Here is a 20,982-nt window from a genome sequence, read left to right on the forward strand (position 1 = left end):
ATTGTATAACAATTTTAACAATCAGTTATTTATTTACTAAACAATTAGCTGATTAAAGGTAAATTATTTTCCTGATGTATCACAATTATGGCTTAGCAACATAAGTTCACGAAGTGCAACCGAGAACTTAGCAAAGTCATGACTTTGAGATGTTTTAAACTCAGCAAGCATTTGCTTCCAACGAAGAAGCAGTAACTCTTGGCTATCCATCCACTGATCAATTTGAATATCAACATCGTCAGTGTCACCCTCAAAACTATTCAAAACAACTTGAGACAATGTGCGTTGTTGCCAATCAAGCTCTTCACGATATGATGAACGTGCCAATGCTTGCCAGTGATTAGCAACCGGTTGATGTGTAATTTGGTCTAAAAACCAATGTAAGCCCATTCTCGCGCCAAGTTTAAAGTAAGTGTTCGAAACCATTGAAATATTACGGTTTGAACTATTTGCAATTTCAGCAAGGTCCATAGCAGAGAATAAACTTGATAACGAAACAATACGTTTAGCTATCTCCAGTGGAACACCACTCTCTACCAACTTATCTGATTCAACTACAATGCGCTCATTTTCTTTCTCGACTAAGTAAATGTTTAAGTTATCACTTAAATCTTTAAATGTTGGTGCAAAATATTCGATCGATTGTTCAATAGTTTGTGCTTTATTACGATGACGTAAGAACCAACGCGTTGCACGGCGAACAGTACGACGTAATTGATAAAGCATTTCAGTTTGTACCGCTGCTGGAATCTTATTATCAAGTGCACTGATAGATGACCACGTATCACGCATTTCAAAGATTTCACTCGCTATTGAATAACATAGTGCAATTTCAGTTTCGTTAGCACCAGTTTCTTCATGCATACGTACCATGAAATTTAGACCCATGTCGTTTACGATATTATTAGCAAGTTTAGTCGCTATAATTTCTTTACGCAGTGGGTGATTATTCATCGCATCATTAAACTTCTCACGTAGTGGACGTGGGAACGATTTAACAAGCAGCTGGCGATAATAAGAATTCTCTGTAATTTCGTCTGTTACTAATGACTCTTTTAATACCATTTTTGCATAAGAAACTAACACCGATAGCTCAGGGCGAGTTAAGTCTTTACCCGCGGCTGCGCGTTCTGCTAATTCTTCATCGCTTGGGATAAACTCAATGGCACGATTTAGCTTACCATCTTTTTCAAGAGCATGGATAAAGCGAATCTTTTCTTTAAGGGTTGAAGTCCCTTTAGACTGAGTTATTGAGATTGTATGTGTTTGGCGGTAACAATCTTGAAGTACAAGTTCAGATACTTCATCAGTCATAGAGTAAAGTAATTCATCGCGTTGTTTACGTGTTAAGTCACCTTCTGCTACTAGGCCATTAAGTAAAATCTTTATATTTACTTCGTTATCTGAACACGCTACACCGCCAACGTTATCAATAAAGTCTGTATTTACACGTCCGCCTTTAGCTGCAAACTCAATACGACCTAATTGAGTCGCGCCTAAGTTACCACCTTCACCAATTATTTTAGCGCCTAACTCTTTACCGTTGATACGTAGTGCATCGTTTGCACGGTCCCCTACATCAGCATCGGTTTCTTTAGAGTGTTTAATGTATGTTCCAATTCCGCCATTCCATAATAAATCGAAGTTCATCATTAATGAGGCTTTCATTAGCTCATTAGGCGTCATGCTTGCTTTTTTAGTGCCCAACATTTTTTTCATTTCAGGGCTAAGCGTAATTGATTTAGCAGCACGAGAGAAAACACCACCACCAGCAGAAATTAATTCTTTATTGTAATCTTCCCATGATGAGCGCGGCATATTAAATAAACGCTCACGTTCTGGGTAAGACGTAGCTGCATCAGGATTCGGATCAATAAATATATGCATGTGGTTAAATGCTACTTGTAAACGAATATGTTTAGATAACAACATACCATTACCAAATACATCACCCGCCATGTCACCAATTGCCACTACAGTAAAATCGGTAGTTTGACAGTCAATATCCATTTCACGGAAATGACGTTTAACAGACTCCCACGCGCCTTTGGCGGTAATACCCATTTTTTTATGGTCGTAACCTACAGAGCCGCCTGATGCAAATGCATCACCTAACCAGAAGTTATATTCATTTGCTATACCATTTGCAATGTCAGAGAACGTAGCGGTTCCTTTATCGGCTGCAACAACTAAATAAGCATCGTCTTCATCGTGGCGAACAACATCACGAGCAGGCACAATTTCACCGCGCTCAATGTTATCTGTTATATCTAAAAGTCCACGAATAAATATTTTATAACACTCTTGGCCTTCTTTAATGAACGCTTCACGTTCACTTGGTAGCTGTTTACAAACAAAACCACCTTTAGAACCTACAGGTACAATTACTGTATTTTTAACTTGTTGCGCTTTAACTAAGCCTAGTACTTCAGTACGGAAATCTTCACGACGGTCTGACCAACGAAGTCCACCACGAGCAACTTTACCATAGCGTAAATGCACACCTTCAACGCGCGGAGAATATACAAAAATCTCAAACGCAGGAAGCGGAAGTGGTACATCTGGAATTAGGCTTGGCTGTATTTTAAACGACACATACGATTTAAACTGCCCTGCATCATCTTTTTGGAAATAGTTAGTACGTAACGTAGCAACAATCATATCTACGTATAAACGTATAATACGGTCATCATCAAGGTTTGCTACATTTTCAAGCTCTAAATAAATTTGCGTACTTAATTTTTCGAGAGTTTTAGCACTCGCAGGGCTTTTAACTGAGAACTTTTTAGCAAATAAGTTTACAATTTGCGCTGCAATATTTGGGTAATTTGCAAACGTGCTCTCAATATAGCTTTGTGAGAAAGTAACACCAATTTGGCGCATGTATTTCGCATAAGCACGTAAAATAGAGGCTTCACGACCTGTTAAGCCACCTATTAGCACTAAACGGTTAAAGCCGTCATTCTCTAAGCGATTGCTCCAAACGTTAGTTAACGCAGCACGAAAGCGCGCTGAAATCTTATCAAAGTCAGCCATCCCTTTGCTATCAATTAGCATAGAGAAATCCATAATCCAATTAATACGCCCATCGCTAGTTTTAACTGAATATGGTGTTTCACCAACAACGCGTAAGCCAAAGTTTTCAAGCATTGGCATAACATCAGATAAGTGAATTGGCTCATCTTTATGGAATAAGCTTAATCGTACAATATTACTGTTTGCTTCTTCTTGAGGACGGTAGAACAGCATTTCTAGTTTGTTTTCATCGCTAAGTAGTTCTAACTTTTCAATATCAACAACCGCAGCACTCGGAAGCACTTCATCTTTGTATGAGCGTGCAAACGCATTACAGTATTTACGATTTAAATCGTTACCACGAGCTTCACCAGCTGACTCTAAAAGCGCAGATTGGAGTTTATCTTCCCACGTACGCGCTGCTTCTACTAAATTGTTTTCAATGTCTTTCACGTTATATTCGATATTGTTGTCGGTCACACGAACGGTGTAATGAGTACGCGCCAGTGTTGACTCTGAGAAATAGGTAGTAAATTCGACTTTATCGTCAGAATTAAATGCATTTGCTAAAATATCTTGGGTTTCACGACGTAGTGCGGTGTTATAACGCTCACGCGGTACATAAACCATACAAGATAAAAAGCGACCATACGCATCTTTTCGTACGAATAAGCGACACATATCACGCTCTTGCACTTGTAAAACACCCATAGCAACTTCAAGTAGCTCACTTTCACGCGCTTGAACTAACTCGTCACGAGGGTAGGTTTCTAAGATATTTAATACCGCTTTATAAGCATGCGTACCTTTAGCAAAATCACATATCTCCATGATACGGTTAATTTTACTCTTTAATACAGGAACATCAGCAGCACTATTGTTATAAAAACTAGATGAGAATAAACCTATAAAACGATCCTCACCTATTACATTACCTTTATCATCGAAACGTTTAATCCCTATATAGTCAATATAAGCCGGACGATGAACACGAGAAACTGAGTTAGTCTTTGTTAATATTAGTAGATTATTACTGCGTGCTTCTTGACGGGCAACTTCAGGTAACTCAGATAGCAGTCGTGCATGCTCTTCTGTTGAGTTTTTCATCAAGCCTAGACTTGTGTCCATTTTTCCCTTTAATTGGTAATCACCTTGAACTGGGCTTAACTCATATTCACGGTAACCCATTAGGGTAAAGTTGTCTTTCGCTAACCAATCTAAAAACTCTGTTGTTTCTAAGACTTCATCTTTACTTTTATTATGATGGCGCTTAGGCAGCTCTTTGGTTACCTCAATCAATTTTTTACGAATAGGCTGCCAATCCTCAACAGCTATAGATACATCAACAAGTACAGACTCTAATTCTTTCTTGAAAGACTCAATCACAGATGTATCTGTTTGACGGTCAATTTCAATAAAGAAGACCGTTTTAGTTGATGACGATTCTTGCTCTGCTTTTAAATTTGATAATCCAGAAATTTTAGCGTTTGTATCACGCTTAATTTTTAATGGGCAATGAAGTAATAAGTGAGAGGCGATATTTTCGCGAGTCATAGCCATGCGAACAGAATCAACTAAAAACGGCATGTCTTTAGTAATAATCTCTACAATCGTATGTGATGACTGCCAGCCATCTTTTGCCACTTCTGGATTGAAAACGCGGATAACAGCATCATCAGTAGTATTTTTTTCTAGCGAATTCCAAAGGCTTAGAGCTGCACCATATAGGTCACTATCGTTTCGATTCGCCAAATCCTCTTTAGACATATTGCTGTACAAGGCTTTGGCGAATTTCTCAACAAGTAAGACATTATCAGCGCGAACTTTTTTCTGGATCAGCTTACAGACATTATCCAAGATAACCGAGGCTTGGCCTTCATTTCGTGTCATTGTATGTTCCTTAATCTATCCCTGCTAAAAAGCAGAATATTTGTACAGCGTATTTTTTGCGTGGAGTCATTTAAATTCTAACCCTTTTACAGCTAATAAACAGCCTTTTCGATGAAAACATTTTAAGCATTTCAGCTATTTGGTCATCTATTCACAAAATATAGATATAAATGGCCATTACTGGCCATTTAGGAGCAAAATTATTCATATTATTTTTTCTGGTCGGTCCAGAGAAAACTACCAATTGCTGGTAATAATAGTACTGCACCTAACATATTTACTAAAAACATGAAGGTAAGCAGTATACCCATATCAACTTGGAATTTAAGATCAGAAAATATCCAAGTACTTACACCAATGGCCAATGTAATCCCAGTAAATAATACTGCACTGCCTCGTTCAACAAGCGCATTACGATAAGCAACACTCAGTGGTACATTTTGTTTAAGCTGCCCCATCATCGACGACAGTATATAAATACCATAATCAACACCAATACCTACACCTAATGCAATTACAGGTAAAGTAGAAACAGTTAGACCTATTTCCAGCTGTACCATAAGTGCTTGGGCAAAGGTTGATACAATATATAGCGGTAATACCACGGCTATTGTTGCTTTTACGCTTCTGAAGCTGATTAAGCATAAAATAATAACGGCACCATAAACGTAAAGCATCATTGGTATTTGTGCTTCTGATACAGACTCATTAGTAGCTGCCATTACACCCACAGGGCCAGATGCTAATTTAAATGCAAGTTTTTCAGTGCCCTCTTCTTGGGCAAATTGCTTAACACTCTTAATTACGGTATCGATAGTTTGTGCTTTATGATCATCTAAGAATATAATCACAGGCATAACAGAACAATCACCATTTAAAAGCCCAGTGCTGGTTTCTACTCGCGCTGTTGATTGCACTAAGCTTGCAGAATTACGCGGCAGACTTTGCCATTTTAAATTGCCTTCGTTGTACCCTGCGTTCACCGATTGAGCTACAGAGCTCAAACTTACAGCAGACTGCACACCGGCCACATTCTCAACTTTGTATTGAAAACGGCTTATACGCTCCATCACATCATGCTCAGTACATGCTGCAGGATACGCTTCTACAATTACTTTTAAAATATCAGACGAGATAGTGTACTTATCCGATATTAAAAACGTGTCTTGGTTATAACTGGCATCTTGATGCAGGGATGGCGCGCCTGCATGTAAGTCACCTATACGCATTTTATCTGCTTGCCAGTAGCCTAGAGCAAATAAAACAAGGGTAAATCCGATAATCATTTTAGCGATTTTAGGATCGGTTGCTTTTACTAAAATGTCTCTGATCTTATCAAGTATATTAGGCTTCTCAGCATCGCCAGATTGAATATGTACACTGTTTTCAAAGTTCATGTACGAAGCCCAAACTGGCAGCAAAATTAAATTTGTAAATATAATTACTGCCACACCTAAACTCGCTGTAATAGCAAGTTCGCGGATAATACCAATATCAATAGTAAGTAATGTTAAAAAGCCTACGGTGTCTGAAAGCAGTGCAATACCACCTGGTATTAATAAAGCTCTAAAGCTTGATTGACAGCAAACACGCGTAGTTTTTCCTTCACCCACTTTTTTACCAATCGCGTTTATCATCTGCACCCCATGGCTTACACCAATAGCAAAGACTAAAAAAGGCACCAAAATAGACATAGGGTCAAGACCAAAACCTAAACTTGAAAGCAGGCCTAATTGCCAAATAACAGCAATAATAGAACACGCGATAGGCAAAATAGTTAGCTTTAAACTGCCACAAAATAGCCAAACCATAATAAAGGTAAAGGCGATAGCAATAGCAAAAAATATGACCACCCCTTTAGCGCCTTCAGCTATATCACCTGCCATTTTTGCAAAGCCAATGATATGAATACTTACTTTGTCTGTACTTAAAGGCTCTCTTAAATCAGTTTCCAACTTTTGTGCAAAAGCTAAGGTGTCTAATTTTTGTTGTGTTTGAGGATCTGTTTCTAAAAGTTGAGCCGTTACCATTGCACACGAGTAATCGCTGGCAATCATACGCCCTACAACTTTTGCTTTTTCAATGTTTTCCTTTACTACACTTAATCCACGCGTATCTGCTTTAAAGTTTGCAGGAATAATAGGACCACCGGCAAAGCCATCCTCTACTACTTCAACAAAACGAGCACTAGGTGAAAATATAGAATTCACTAAAGGACGATTTACACCAGGAATAAAATAAAGCTGATCGTGAACCGCTTTTAATTGAGTAAAAAACTCTGGATTAAATATATCTCCGCTGTCGTCACATACCGAAATTAAAATACTGTTTGCACCACCAAACTGCTTTTCATGCTTAGTGTATACCTTCATATAATCATGATTTAACGGGATATTTTTATTAAACGATGCATCAAGTTGAATTTGAGTCGCTTTAAATACAAGTAAACAGGTTATAAGTGCAAAACTTATAAGCATAATTAGACGATGCCTAAAAATCGCCTTTTCAATAAAATCGAGTAACTTATGCATTAAGGGGTTAACTCCTTCACTTTAATGCCATCTTCTGTAGCCATGATCAATCTGTTATCTAAAATTACACCATCAAGAATAGCTTTACCGTCAGCAAGCTGCTCATGGGTGAGTAACCCATCTTGAAGATGAAAAATAACGCCACTATTAGCGAGCATGAGCCATTGTTTATTATAATTAATGATGTTGTTAATCGTCGCTGTTTTAATATTATCGAAATGACGCCACTGCTGTTCGCCACTTTGCTTTGCAAAAACATTACCTCGCAGCCCCGCCACAATTTCTTGAGTACTATCTGATGCAATTGCAAAGAATGAACCGGGGTAAACTTCTTCTATCCTTTGCCAAGTTTCGCCATTGTCGATGCTTCTGGCCATTAAACCCATTTCACCAACTAACATTAATCCATTGTCTGTTTTTTCTATACGATTAAAGTGCGGTAAAATTGAAGCTGTTTCGGCTTCATACCCTTCTGGGTCGTTTTCTTTTAAATCGTTTAAGTAATCACGATCATCACTAAAGAGTAGCGAATCTAAAAAGCGTTTTTGCCAATGTTTACCACCGTCAGTAGTTTGATAAAACATGCCATATGCGCCTACCGCAAAACCTTTTAGATCATTCTCAAAAAGAATATCTAAACATGGTTTGTCTAATTCAGGTAATGCTTGTTGTAACTGCCAATTAACGCCAGCGTCGTTAGTATTAATAATTGTGGCATCGTGGCCACACGCCCATCCATTATTTTCATTACTAAAATCAACGGCAGTTAAGAGCACTTGAGTTGGGACTGTTTCAGCTTGGTGCCAGATATCGCCCGATATACTTTTAATAACAGTACCGTGTTTACCAACAGCAATTAAGCCATTATCCGTTTTAATTATATCAGTGAGTAAGGTTTTAGCTGCATTTGTTGCACTGATTGCATAGCTAGGGGCTTCTTGTGCAAGACTCGCACAGCTTATTATCAGGCTGGCATATACCAAATACTTCATAAATTTTAATCGCCTTGTACCAGAGAGTTGTTTGTCTTTTACTAGGGAGTGCGCTGCGCGCTGTAAGACAAACGCGATGAGAAAGGAAAAGGCACTTAACATATAGTTAAGTGCCTAGTTTAATACTATCTACCTGCGCGACGTAAAGCGCTTGAAGTAAATTCGTTGTCGTTGAACGACTGTGAAAAATCGTACATTTTTTCTTGGTTATCTAAACCAATTGCTAAATAGCGACGAGAATTCAAATCATGATAGACCTCAAGCGTACTCCATTGTGTAGGTACTTCGTAGTAATTAAGGCCATAAGCCATTGCTACACGGTAAAGTTGATCGCGGTTATCATAAATATCAGTAACCTGTACTTGCCAGCTATCTTCATCAATGTAGAACACTCGTTTTTTATAAATATGGCGTGTATCTTCTTTTAAGTTAGCTTCGACAACCCAAACACGGTGTTTTTCATAACGTGTGTGTTCTGGATTAATATGCCCAGGCATTAAAATATCATCGTATTCTAACTTATCACTATGAAGCTTATAGCTGTTGTAAGGTATGTATAATTCTTTTTTACCTTTTAATGTCCAGTTATAGCGATTAGGTGAACCATTGAACATATCAAAATCATCAGTAGTACGTAAACTATCCGCAGCAGTGCCTGGTGCATCATATGCAACATTAGGCGCACGACGAACGCGACGTTGTCCTGAGTTATAAGTCCACGCTTGGCGAGGCGTTAATATTTGGTCCATCGTTTCATGGACTAATAATGCAGTACCCGCTAAACGTGCAGGCTCTGTAACACTTTGTTTAAACTTAAACAAAATGTTTGAGTCTTGTAGCTCTGCTGGTGTTGCACTAGGATCTGAGTATTTAACTAATAGCTGCTCATCAAAGCCAACATAATTATAAGAACCAGATGCAGTCGGTGCAGCTTGACCACCAAAACGCTCAATAGACTGGCCGCGGTAACGTAATAAGTGATTCCAAATAGCCTCTAAACCGCTTTTAGGAATAGGGAAAGGAATACCAATCGCCGTATTTTTAATACCGTTACCGCCTTCAACTAACTCAGCTGTAGCGGCAAACTTTTTAGTCGCATCATATACAAACTGAGGGTATGAAGCTGAGCGGCGTGTTTCGTATACTGGCATTTTAAATGTATCTGGGTACGCTTCAAATAACGCAATTTGTCCCGGGCTTAAGTTTGCTTTGTATTTATCAATATTAGTTTTATCAATAGTGAAAAGCACTTTATCAGTGGCAAATGGGTCAAGATGATGCATGCCAGGCTCATAGCCTTTTGGCACTGTTGTAATACCATTATTCCACGCTGGAATAGAGCCATCAGCATTAGCTGCTTTTTCAGCACCCAGTGGCGTTAAGTTTTGACCTAATTGAGCAACTTCATCAGCGCTTAATTTAGCTAAAGCAGCACTGCTTGCAAACAAGCTACAAAAAGCTGTAGCTATGAGGGTAGGTTTTATAATCATAGTAATGTTACCCCTAAATAGAATATTTTAAGTTAAAAGAAACATAATCGCGGTCTGAGAAAGTATTAATACCGCCACCGCCCCAAAACGAGTTATAGCTCACATCAAGTGACCACGCATTTTGGTAGTTAAAGTTCATAGTTGCACCCAAAGATTTACGGTCTTCAATAAATAAGAACATAGGATCTGGTGTATTACCATTTACGTCATGAGAAAATACAAAACGTGGAGAGAAGTTAATACCTTTGTAAAGGTTAAAATAATCACCTTTAGCAATTAGGCGGTAACCCCAAGAAGATGCTGTGGCGAATGATTTTTCTTCAGCGCCATTTGATAAACCAAGTTGCAATGTTGAATAATCAGTAGTACCTGGGCCTGTAATTGTGCCACTACGGCCTGTACCAGATACATTTAAACGCATTTCGTCATATTCTGGCATGTTATGAATTTTTACAGCACCCACTTCACCAACAACAGCCCAACTATCAGCACCTAATGAAGGTCCAAATAAATGAGTCGCCGTGAATTGAATTTGTGATGTATCACGTTCAATATAACCTTGAGCAACTTCACCCGCACCAACAGAACTAATATCATCGCCAAAACTCATTTGCGAAATACCTGCAAAATCAGGACGAAGACCTGCAAGTGCTAACTGCTCAGGCATAGCTGTATAAAGTAACTCTACGTCATCAATTTGCAGTGGTTCATCTTGGCGAAACGCAAACTCACCCGCAAAGGCTGTTTCACCAATAGTCGTATTAAAACTTAAACCATATAGCTTAATATCTTCAGGATAGTCATTTTCAGCTTTAGAAAAAGCTTTTAAATCAGCAACATTATCTGACGTGATTTCTGTTGTCATGATCATCGCTAAATCTTGGGCAATTGCTGCTTGCGAAAAGTTTGATACGCGACCGGATATTAGCGGACGACGGCTATGGTAATTCACGTGATAAAGGGCAATTTCTGTATCATTAAATTCAGGTAAAAATACACCTAAACGTAAACCATACTGACCGCCATCTTTAGGCTCTGTTTTACCATTATCCCCTTTACCTTTTAAAGCAACCTTAGTTGGGTATGCAAGATACATTTGAGCTAATAAAGCACTTCCTTCTGCACTTGAAGGATCAATACCTTGTGCAGCAGCGGCTAATGCAAAGTCAGATGTTAAGTTATTCAAACTATCTGTTAAAAAAGCAACATCAATATCCGGGTTTGACGTAAAACCTAATTGAACATTCTGCTGATAACCATTTTCTGCTGCAAAGTCATTCGTAGAAAAATATGTTCCAGCTGCGGGTAAACGCGTTTCATGCCATTGATATTGATAAAAGCCTTCAAGCGTAATGTTCTCAGTAATACCGAGCGATGCCCAAAGCATACCTACAGGTATAAATGCTTCTTTAAGTTCAGCACCAGGTGCTTTTAAGCGATCTATATCAACAGGGTTTACGTTAATGCCATGAGATATAAGTGTACTCTCCCCCCAGTTAACTACTTGTTGACCTAAACGAACAGATAAGGGGTTATTACCATCGTTTAAATCAAAGTCAGCCCATACAAATGCATCTAATAAACGAATGTCGGTACAGCTTTGCGCTTTAGTATCTTTATCCTCACACGGGTCAACTCCTTGCCCTGATGTTGGATTTGAATAAGCGTGATAACCATCCATTAATGCAAAATCGTAGAAATACATGAAGCGGGTAAATAACCCATAATTATCTTTATTTATTGATAGATCGTGTGTACCTTTCAATAATTTTGAAAATGAATCTCCGCTGTCAAAATTTAAATTACCAGCATCACCATTATTTGAATAAGACCCTGGTTGAGCCCATACATCCTGAGATGAATAGATAGTGTTGTTTAGCGCAGGGTTATAACCTGCCCAATTGAATGCTGGGTTATTACTTTTGCCAATTAGGCTAAAGTCTCTATCTTCTACGCGGATACTTTGCCCGTATGAGAAGGTTGAATCGAAGGTAATGTCAAAACCTCCAGCTTCAAATGTTACAGCTTGAGTACTTGCTGTAGATAAACCTAAACTAGCGGCTGCTAAACCTATAGCGATTTTGTTTTTAACAAAAAGCGATCTTCTTATCATTGTGGTTCCCCCCTGTCGCGGGTCATTTTGTGTGATCAAGTTATTGTTTTTAGTGTAATCGTAACGATAGAAGTGAATTAGTGAAATTACAAATAGTCACATTCGATCAGTCATAAGTTTTTTCTTAGCTGACGTTTACGTATTGGTAAGACGTCATACCAGACAATTTATACACGTAAATTAACAATAGAACAAATTGAAATTAACAAAAAGATAATATTTATATTGTTTTATAACATAAAAAACGAGGGTTAAGCCACTCGCTCTAAGCGGATAAATTTATTCTCGGGGGTAAGTAAAAGTCTAAAACGGCCACGTATTCCTATACTTGATATAAAAGGCCTTAAATGAGTAGCAGCAAAACGAATTGTCTTGCCGCTATCTTCAACTACTTGTAATGAACTATAACGACCATGGTAGTAATCCATGCATTCGTTATAGCTCAATCTAATATTAAAATAATACTCAGTCATTTATGCGAGCGCTTTTTCTACCTTTTCATAAAGATCGTCACTTAGTCCTTCAAGGTCGGCTAAGCGTTGTAACTGTTGCCTCATCACTTGAGAGCGTGCCTCATCATAGCGCTTCCACGACATAAATGGTGTTAGCATTCTTGATGCATTTTGCGGATTAATAGCATTAAGCTTTATCAATAAATCACCTAATAGCTCATACCCTTTGCCATCTGCTCGATGAAATTGCGCAATATTAAAATGACTAAAGCTACCAACAAGTGCACGTACGCGGTTTGGGTTTGAAAAATCAAAACATGGGTGTTCATACAATGCTTTAATATTATCTATCGCATCACTGCCCGACTGCATAGCTTGAAGCGCGAACCATTTATCCATAACTAATACGTCATGGCGCCATTGGCTATCAAAATGACTTAAAAGGGTATTCTGAATTGGATTTGACGCTTTTACAGCAGCACTCAATGCGCTTAGTACATTGGTCATATTATTTGAATTAGCAGCTTCATTAATAAATGTAATAGCTTCAGCTTTTTGTGTTTTAGCAAGGTAATGCAAACATAATTGTTTTAAAGCACGGTTTGCAACAGCCTTTGCGCTTACGCTACCGTCATCTTCGAGTGACTCGTAGCAACTAACAAAGTCATCACTTAGCTCTTCTGCAATTTGCAGCTCAAACTTATGCGTAATTTTAATTATTTCATCAACAGGAATTACATCAAATTCGGCAGCTAATGTGTCAAAGCTTGGTATTTTAAGTAATTCAGCAATTAGCGCTAAATCGCCTTCTTTAGCATTAATAAGAACGCGAAGTGCATTTATTATATCAGCACTAAGGGCACTATTGCTTGCATTAGTAATTTGCGATTTCACAGCTTTAATAAACAGTTGTTGCTGTGCATCCCAGCGAGAAAAGTCGCTGCGAGCATAGTGCATTATATGCAGCAGCTCGGTCTCTGTAGTTTGTTGAGTCAAAATACAAGGCGCAGAAAAGTCCTCAAGTAAAACGGCAACGGGCTTAGTGGTTATGTTGTCAAAGCAGAACGTTTGAATTTTACTTGTAACATTGAGTACGTGATCTTGCTTTTCCTCTTTGTACTCAAGCTCAATACTTTGTCCATTGGCATCTAAAAGCTCAATGGCAAAAGGAATATGCAGAGGCTTATTTTCAGGCTGATTGCTAGGTGCACACTGCTCTATTGTTAACGAGTATGTATTTGTGGCGCTATCAAAGCTTTGCTCTGCATTTAATCGGGGAGTTCCAGATTGACTGTACCAAAGCTTAAATTGTTCCAAATTAACACCTGATGCATCACTCATTGCACTGACAAAGTCATCACATGTTACTGCTTGCCCATCGTGGCGCTCAAAGTAAAGTGTCATCCCTTTTTGAAAATTAGTTTCACCTAGTAACGTGTGCATCATGCGGATAACTTCAGCACCTTTATCGTATACTGTTACAGTATAAAAGTTATTCATCTCAATAACTTTTTCAGGACGAATTGGATGCGCCATAGGACCTGCATCTTCGCTAAACTGATGCGTACGCATTACTTTAACAGCATCAATTCGGTTAAGTGCACGAGAACCTAAATCACTACTAAACTCTTGGTCTCTAAATACGGTTAGCCCTTCTTTTAGCGATAACTGAAACCAATCTCGGCACGTTACACGATTGCCCGTCCAGTTATGAAAGTATTCGTGCCCTACAATGGATTCAATCGTATGGTAGTCTTTGTCTGTGGCTGTTTCTTGATTGGCTAATACACATTTACTATTAAAAACGTTTAGCCCTTTATTTTCCATTGCGCCCATGTTGAAAAAATCGACGGCTACAATCATATAGATATCAAGGTCATACTCTAAATTAAAGCGTTCTTCATCCCATTGCATCGCTTTTTTAAGTGAACCAATAGCATGGGGTGTTTTAGATAAATTACCCTTATCAACAAATAATGCTAACTCTACGTCTTTACCGCTTTTAGTCGTGTACGTATCTTGTAAAACATCAAAATCGCCCGCTACAAGTGCAAATAAATAGCTCGGCTTTTTAAATGGGTCTTGCCATTTCACAAAATGACGACCATCTTGTGTTTCACCGCTATCTACTTGATTACCATTAGAAAGAAGTTGTAGATACTTTTTATCAGCAATGATAGTTACATCAAACGTGGCAAGTACGTCAGGGCGATCCATGTAATAGGTGATTTTTCTAAATCCCTGCGCTTCGCACTGTGTGCAATACGCACCGCCAGATAAATACAAACCTTCTAAAGAAGTATTCGTCTCAGGTGATATCTCGGTAACAATACTTAATTGGCAACTATCCGGTAGGTTATTAATTATTAGCTGCTCACCAACAATTTCATAATCCGTTATCTCAACTGTATCAATAGATAAAGACAGTAAACGCAAATCTATACCATCAAGCACTAAAGGTACTTTTTTATCACCAACACGGGTAAGTGTTAGTAAAGAGCTTACTTTGGTTGATAAAGGCTGTAAGTCAAATGTTAGCTCTGTGTGGTCAATTAGAAAGTCAGGAGCTTTATAGTCTTTAAGGTATTGTGCTTGAGGTTTACTTGATTCAGTCATAGATACTCCAAAGCAGCTCCTTTTAAGTTTAAAGGAGCTGCTTAAAATTAGGCAGATTGTTTTGGCTTAATACGTAAAATTTTAATGCCTAAGTAGGCATAAACAACCGCTAAAACAGGGTTAATTAAGTTAAAGAAAGCGTAGAGTGCATAATCAAAAGGGTTTATAAGTAAAACGCTTTGCATGTATGCGCCACACGTATTCCATGGAATTAGTGGGCTAGTAATTGTACCGCCATCTTCCAATGTACGAGATAAGTTAACAGGCTTCAAACCACGTTTTTCATATTCATCTTTAAACATACGTCCAGGTACAACAATCGCTATATATTGATCGGCCGCTATTACGTTAGTTCCTATACACGTTGCTATTGTCGCCGCAATTAACGACCCCGTACTTTTAGCTATTTTAAGTATGCTTTTTACAAAAATATCCAAAAGACCTGTTTTTTCCATAATGGCACCAAACATCAGCGCAGTCATAATCAGCCATGTAGTTGTAAGCATTCCAGACATACCGCCACCACTAAGTAAGGAGTCCATTTTGTCATCGCCTGTACCTATGCTAAAACCATCAAAGAACGTAGTCCATACAAGTTTAAAATAACCAACTAACTGGCCTTGAGATACATCAATTTGGCTAGCAATTAAATCAGATTGAAACAACATAGCCCAAACAGCGCCCACAACTGCACCGATAGAAATAGCTGGAAAAGCGGGCATTTTTCTAATTGCCAACACTAAAAGTACAATTAACGGAATGAGCATTTCAAAACCTATATTAAAGTTTTGCTGTAAAATAGCTGTTATTTCATCTATACGTCCAGCTTCGCTTGAAGCTGTTGCATTGAAACCCATAAATATAAATATAATCAATGCAATTACAAAGCTCGGCACTGTAGTCCATAACATATGTTGAATATGCTCAAATAAATCAGCACCAACTACTGCTGGGGCTAAATTAGTAGTTTCTGACAGCGGGCTTAGCTTATCACCAAAGTATGCACCCGATATAACTGCACCTGCCGTAACTGTTTGCTCAAGCCCAAGACCCGTAGCAACACCTAATAAAGCAACACCTATAGTAGCGGCAGTAGTCCAAGAACTACCAATACTCATTGCTACAATGCCACAAATTAAACAGCTCGCTGCATAAAACCAGCTAGGGTTTATAACTTGTAAGCCATAATAAATTAAAGTGGGTACCGTGCCCGAAAGTAACCAAGTACCAATCAAAGCACCCACCATCAATAATATTAAAATTGCGCCAAGTGAAAGAGTGATCCCCTCAATCATTGCTTGCTCAAGTTTTTTCCAGGTATAACCATTTTTTAGGCCAATTAAAGCGGCTGCAAACGTAGCAAATAAAAGTGCAATTTGGTTAGGGCCTGATGATGAGTTATCACCAAATAAATATACAGCGGCACCGAGTAAGCAGATTAATACAGAGATGGGGATTAGTGCATCAAAAAACGAGGCTGGCTTGATTGGTTTATCTTCCAATGGCTTCAAAATAGAGACTCCTACACACTTAATGTGTCTTTAATTATTATTTTCTTGCACGTAAAGCGCATTAATTGAGGACTATTGATGTAGCTCAACTTTATGTAATCAGAGATTATAACAATTTAGTATATTATAGGTAGTAAAAAAGGCGCTTTAGCGCCTTTTTTATAGAGGTAAAACCAGTTGTTACTTCTTAGCTATACGACCATAATTAATATAATCTTGAGTAATTAAAGCAGCTTCCTCTAAAAATGGGTCAAGCTCTTCAATTACTTCTGGTATATCATCTAGATTATCTACGGTATCTTTTCCTAAACGCTTAAGACGTTCGTTAGTGCGCACAAGTGCACGTGCCTCACCTTCATCTTTTTCTTTAATGCGCGTAGCTTCAACTAAAGAGATAGTTTTACGATCTTTTTCTTCGTTATAACGCGCAATATCATCAAACACATAGTTAAACTCAGGTTCAGATTTAATACGTTGCTCATGGTTTTTTTCTAAATAAGTAATTACTGGCGTTAAATTCCCTAACCTTTTGTATTTCGCCTTAACAATGCTATCCCAAGGAAGTGCATTATCTTGCTTACTTTCGCCCCACTCTGCAGGATCGATTGCTGATGGAAACGAAATATCAGGAATCACACCTTTATGTTGCGTGCTACCACCGTTAATACGATAAAACTTAGCAATAGTATACTGTACGCTACCCAGCGCATTATCGTATAAATCGTAAGCACGGCCTAAGCCTTTGTGCTGCTGTACAGTACCTTTACCAAATGTTTGCTCGCCAATAATTACAGCGCGACCGTAATCTTGCATTGCAGCTGCGAATATTTCAGAAGCAGAAGCACTGTAACGATCAACTAACACAGTTAAAGGACCGTCGTAGTAAGTTATACCATCACGATCTTTTTGTTCTTCAATACGATTATTTAAGGTATGAATTTGAACAACCGGGCCTTGGTCAAAAAACAAACCAGACAATTGTGTTGCTTCATATAAAGAACCACCGCCATTTTGGCGCAAGTCAATAATAATACCATCGACCTTCTCTTCTTTAAGCTTAGCAAGTTCTACTTTTACATCTTTCGAAAGGTTATTGTAAAAGCCAGGAATTTCAATCACCCCGATTTTACTTGTTAGATCAGAGTATTTTGCTTCAAATACTTCTGATTTAGCAGCTCTATCTTCAAGTCGAATTTTATCGCGAGTGATTTCTACAACTTTAGGAGCGCCGTGAGTATCAACACCTTTTAAATACTGTAGACGTACTTTAGTTCCTTTAGGACCTTTAATTAAATCAACTACGTCATCTAAACGCCAGCCAATTACATCGACAAACTCTTCGCCATCTTGAGCAACACCAATAATGCGGTCATCAGCTTTAATTTGATCTGTTTTATCTGCAGGGCCTCCCGGCACTAAGCTGCGAATAACAGTGTAATCTTCATCAGGACTTAATACGGCACCAATGCCCTCGAGCTCTAAGTCCATATCCATTTTGAACTGCTCTGCACGACGTGGCGATAAATAAGACGTATGCGCCTCAATACTGCGTGCTAGCGAATTCATAACGATTTGAAAAGCATCTTCTGAATTAGATTGTACTAAACGTTTTTCTGCATTTTTGTAGCGTTTGGTCAGTACTTCTTTAATACCTTCCCAATCTTTACCTGTCATTTTTAAACGCAGTGCGTCGTATTTTACACGCTCACGCCAAATTTCATCAAGCTCGGCTTGTGAAACAGGCCATGCTGAATCTTCACGGTCAAAAAAGTATTCATCTTCTTTATCAAACGTCATTTCTTTTTCAAGTAAAGTAAGTGAATATTCATAACGTTCAAAACGGCGTTTAAGACTTAAGTTGAAGATATCAAACGTAAAACCTAATTTACCGGTAGTCAAAGCGTTGTCAAAGTCGTCGCGGTATTGCTCAAAAGAAGCGATATCGCTGGCTAAGAAAACGCTTTTATTAAAATCAAGGGATTCGATATAACGATCGTACACTTTACTAGAAAGCTCATCGTTAAATCGAACCGGTGTATAGTGTGAACGAGCAAATAAGCTAGCCACTCGTTTGCTAGCAGTACCATGTTGACTCTCTTGCTTGAGCTGGGGTAAATCGTCAATGGTGACGGCTTCTACAGCAGCAAATAATGAACCTGAAAACAGGGCAGCAACTAACGGAATGAGCGTAAACTTTTTACTCATACACAACTCCTTAATTTATTTACAACTTAAACGATGTATAAGCTGTCAGCTTTGGTTTTAACTTGCATACCTGTTACTAACTCAACATGAACATCATCTTTATTCACTTCAGTTATTACTGCATTTACAAGTGCTTGGCCAAGTTTAACCTTAACCTTATTATTAACCTTGACCTCAGTTGCTGGTAAAGGTTCAATTTTTCCTGAACGTTTAGCCGGCGCTGCCTTAGCAGATTTGTTAGCTGCAGGTGCGTTTTTATCGCCTGTTTTGCTAGCATGAGCAGGTTTTTTCTTGAAAGATTTAGAATCTGAATCTTGACGTGGACGCTGTTGTTTTTTGCGTTTAGCCATCTTAGCGCGGCTTTCTTCCAATGCTTTTTGCGCATGGTCGATATGCTCTTGCTCAACTTTTTCACCTTGATTGCCATCAAGATCAATACGAAACTCTGACTTAGTCACAGCTTCTAAATAACGCCAATTAGACGTGTATTTTCTAAGCGCTTGACGAACTTGAGTTTTACTTACTTTTTCAGACCCTTCAATACGCTCCGCAATATCTTTGAAAATACCGACTTTAAGCGGCTTGATGCCATCTTTTTGTTTAAAACATTGCGGGAATTCTTGATATAAAAATTCCAACACTTCATTAATATCTTTTAGCTTGTTTGTGGTTTCCATTTTAGAACCTATTTTTCACATCTTTTCATCAAGGGACGAATCGACGTAGTGTATTACCCAGTCGACCAACTCTTCGAAATCGGCTTCTATAACAGCCATATCACCTCGAAGGTGTTCCCAAATACCATTAATTGTTTCATCAATAAATTCACATTCTGAATCATCTGGAAGACGATCCCATGCAATATGAATCAAATCATTGAGCGTTTCCGCTACATGTTCTTCATCGCCTTCCCAGTCGCCAACATCTTGTACAGCAAATAGGTAGTCTTGAACATTTAGCAAATCTTTCATTACAAGCTCGCCTCTAAGCATTTTACTAATGCTTCTAGACCCGCTTTATCGTCAGCATCAAATCGGCCAATACTTGGACTATCAATGTCTAGCACTGCAAATACTTTACCATGTTTCATGATAGGTACAACCACTTCAGAGTTAGACGCTGCATCGCAGGCTATATGCCCGTCAAAAGCGTGAACATCTTCAATTAGTTGTGTCTCTGCGTTTGCAGCGGCAGTTCCACATACCCCTTTTCCAACTGGAATACGGATGCATGCAGGATTGCCTTGAAACGGGCCAAGTACTAACTCAGTAGGAGAATCCATAAAGTAAAAACCCGCCCAATTTACATCTTCTAAAGAGGTAAATAACAGCGCGCTTATATTTGCCATATTGGCAATTACATTAGATTCACCAGCTATCAGCGATTGCGTTTGCTTAACTAATGACTGGTAAAAATCGTGCTTTTGCATACCAAACTACTTCTTATTAAACATACAGTAGCTAAAGGTACTCTTTGTCGTGAAAAATTGGAACCTTTTGGAGGTAAAAAAAAGGAAATCGCACCGTTTATCAGCGTGCTTGGTTAATAATGCTGCGATTATTTTTTTGCCGTTTTACGAAGACCAAACAAAAACAGCCCAGCAGCGAATGCTGACATTACACTATTGATCAAAAATATCTCGCCAGTTGTGGCACTTAATAAGTAACTAAATATCGCTCCGCCTAACAAACCAAGCGTTAATACACCTGAATAATTAACTTTAGAATACTTAAACATGAGTAAGTACCCTGGCACAACAAAAGCAGCCATTGTTAAGCCTACTATGTGTGCGTTTGATATAGCGGTCATTAATAAGGTAAGAAATATTGATACAAACTCGCCTTCAAGCGTAAGAGAGTAATAAACACCAAGTAAACTGCCTACAATAATAGGCGATAATAACGAAAGCCCTACGCTTTTTGCTAGCTGATGTTTCATTTAAAATCCTTAATACACAAATCTAAATTCTGTGTATAAAGCATGCACCAAGATCTAAAGGTTAGAAACAGAGACTATGGTCGTAATTTATGATGGCAAAACGCACAGTTTCTATTTGCACTTATTTATTTTACAGGCACAAAAAAGCCCGCTAATTTAGCGGGCTTTTTTGTTATATGGTGGAGAGATAGGGATTTGAACCCTAGATGGGCTATAAACCCATGCCGGT

The 20,982-nt window shown here is 38.4% G+C and carries 13 protein-coding genes; all 13 read right to left on the reverse strand.

Annotated elements, in window-relative coordinates; all coding sequences use genetic code 11:
- Positions 1 to 63: 63 nt before the first annotated feature.
- Positions 64 to 4,905 (reverse strand): NAD-glutamate dehydrogenase, encoded by a 4,842-nt coding sequence (locus tag V6260_RS02755; protein ID WP_341592559.1) that lies wholly within the window; start codon positions 4,903 to 4,905, stop codon positions 64 to 66.
- Positions 4,906 to 5,114: 209 nt separating this feature from the next.
- Positions 5,115 to 7,436: an efflux RND transporter permease subunit gene (locus tag V6260_RS02760; protein ID WP_341592560.1), complete on the reverse strand. Its 2,322-nt coding sequence runs from the start codon at positions 7,434 to 7,436 to the stop codon at positions 5,115 to 5,117.
- Entirely contained in the window at positions 7,436 to 8,428 is a 993-nt protein-coding gene (locus V6260_RS02765) for a WD40/YVTN/BNR-like repeat-containing protein (RefSeq protein WP_341592561.1), read from the reverse strand. Before V6260_RS02765 ends, V6260_RS02760 begins: the two co-directional genes overlap by 1 nt.
- Positions 8,429 to 8,553: 125 nt before the next feature.
- Positions 8,554 to 9,918 carry a DUF1329 domain-containing protein gene (locus tag V6260_RS02770; RefSeq protein WP_341592562.1) on the reverse strand — a complete coding sequence of 455 codons (1,365 nt, stop codon included), beginning with the start codon at positions 9,916 to 9,918 and terminating at the stop codon, positions 8,554 to 8,556.
- Positions 9,919 to 9,931: 13 nt separating this feature from the next.
- The gene (locus V6260_RS02775; protein ID WP_341592563.1) at positions 9,932 to 12,031 is read right to left on the reverse strand and encodes a DUF1302 domain-containing protein; all 2,100 of its coding nucleotides are present in this window, start codon (positions 12,029 to 12,031) and stop codon (positions 9,932 to 9,934) included.
- A 251-nt stretch (positions 12,032 to 12,282) separates the two neighbouring features.
- Entirely contained in the window at positions 12,283 to 12,504 is a 222-nt protein-coding gene (locus tag V6260_RS02780) for a DUF2835 domain-containing protein (RefSeq protein WP_341592564.1), read from the reverse strand.
- Positions 12,505 to 15,099, reverse strand: coding sequence for an aminopeptidase N (gene pepN, locus V6260_RS02785; protein WP_341592565.1), 2,595 nt, complete (start codon positions 15,097 to 15,099; stop codon positions 12,505 to 12,507). It lies immediately after the preceding gene.
- 47 nt (positions 15,100 to 15,146) lie between these two features.
- Positions 15,147 to 16,610: a Na+/H+ antiporter NhaC gene (gene nhaC / locus V6260_RS02790; RefSeq protein ID WP_341592566.1), complete on the reverse strand. Its 1,464-nt coding sequence runs from the start codon at positions 16,608 to 16,610 to the stop codon at positions 15,147 to 15,149.
- 180 nt (positions 16,611 to 16,790) lie between these two features.
- Entirely contained in the window at positions 16,791 to 18,815 is a 2,025-nt protein-coding gene (gene prc / locus V6260_RS02795; RefSeq protein WP_341592567.1) for a carboxy terminal-processing peptidase, read from the reverse strand.
- Positions 18,816 to 18,841: 26 nt separating this feature from the next.
- The gene (gene proQ / locus V6260_RS02800; RefSeq protein ID WP_341592568.1) at positions 18,842 to 19,492 is read right to left on the reverse strand and encodes an RNA chaperone ProQ; all 651 of its coding nucleotides are present in this window, start codon (positions 19,490 to 19,492) and stop codon (positions 18,842 to 18,844) included.
- Between the two features lie 15 nt (positions 19,493 to 19,507).
- Positions 19,508 to 19,786, reverse strand: coding sequence for a hypothetical protein (locus tag V6260_RS02805; protein ID WP_149592688.1), 279 nt, complete (start codon positions 19,784 to 19,786; stop codon positions 19,508 to 19,510).
- Positions 19,786 to 20,244, reverse strand: a complete 459-nt coding sequence (locus V6260_RS02810) for a GAF domain-containing protein (protein WP_149592244.1) — start codon at positions 20,242 to 20,244, stop codon at positions 19,786 to 19,788. The genes V6260_RS02805 and V6260_RS02810 overlap by 1 nt, the downstream gene beginning before the upstream one ends.
- Before the next feature lie 128 nt (positions 20,245 to 20,372).
- Positions 20,373 to 20,753 (reverse strand): hypothetical protein, encoded by a 381-nt coding sequence (locus V6260_RS02815; RefSeq protein WP_182671580.1) that lies wholly within the window; start codon positions 20,751 to 20,753, stop codon positions 20,373 to 20,375.
- Positions 20,754 to 20,982 lie beyond the last annotated feature (229 nt).

The sequence above is a fragment of the Pseudoalteromonas aliena genome, assembly GCF_038155085.1.
Taxonomy (GTDB): domain Bacteria; phylum Pseudomonadota; class Gammaproteobacteria; order Enterobacterales; family Alteromonadaceae; genus Pseudoalteromonas; species Pseudoalteromonas aliena_A.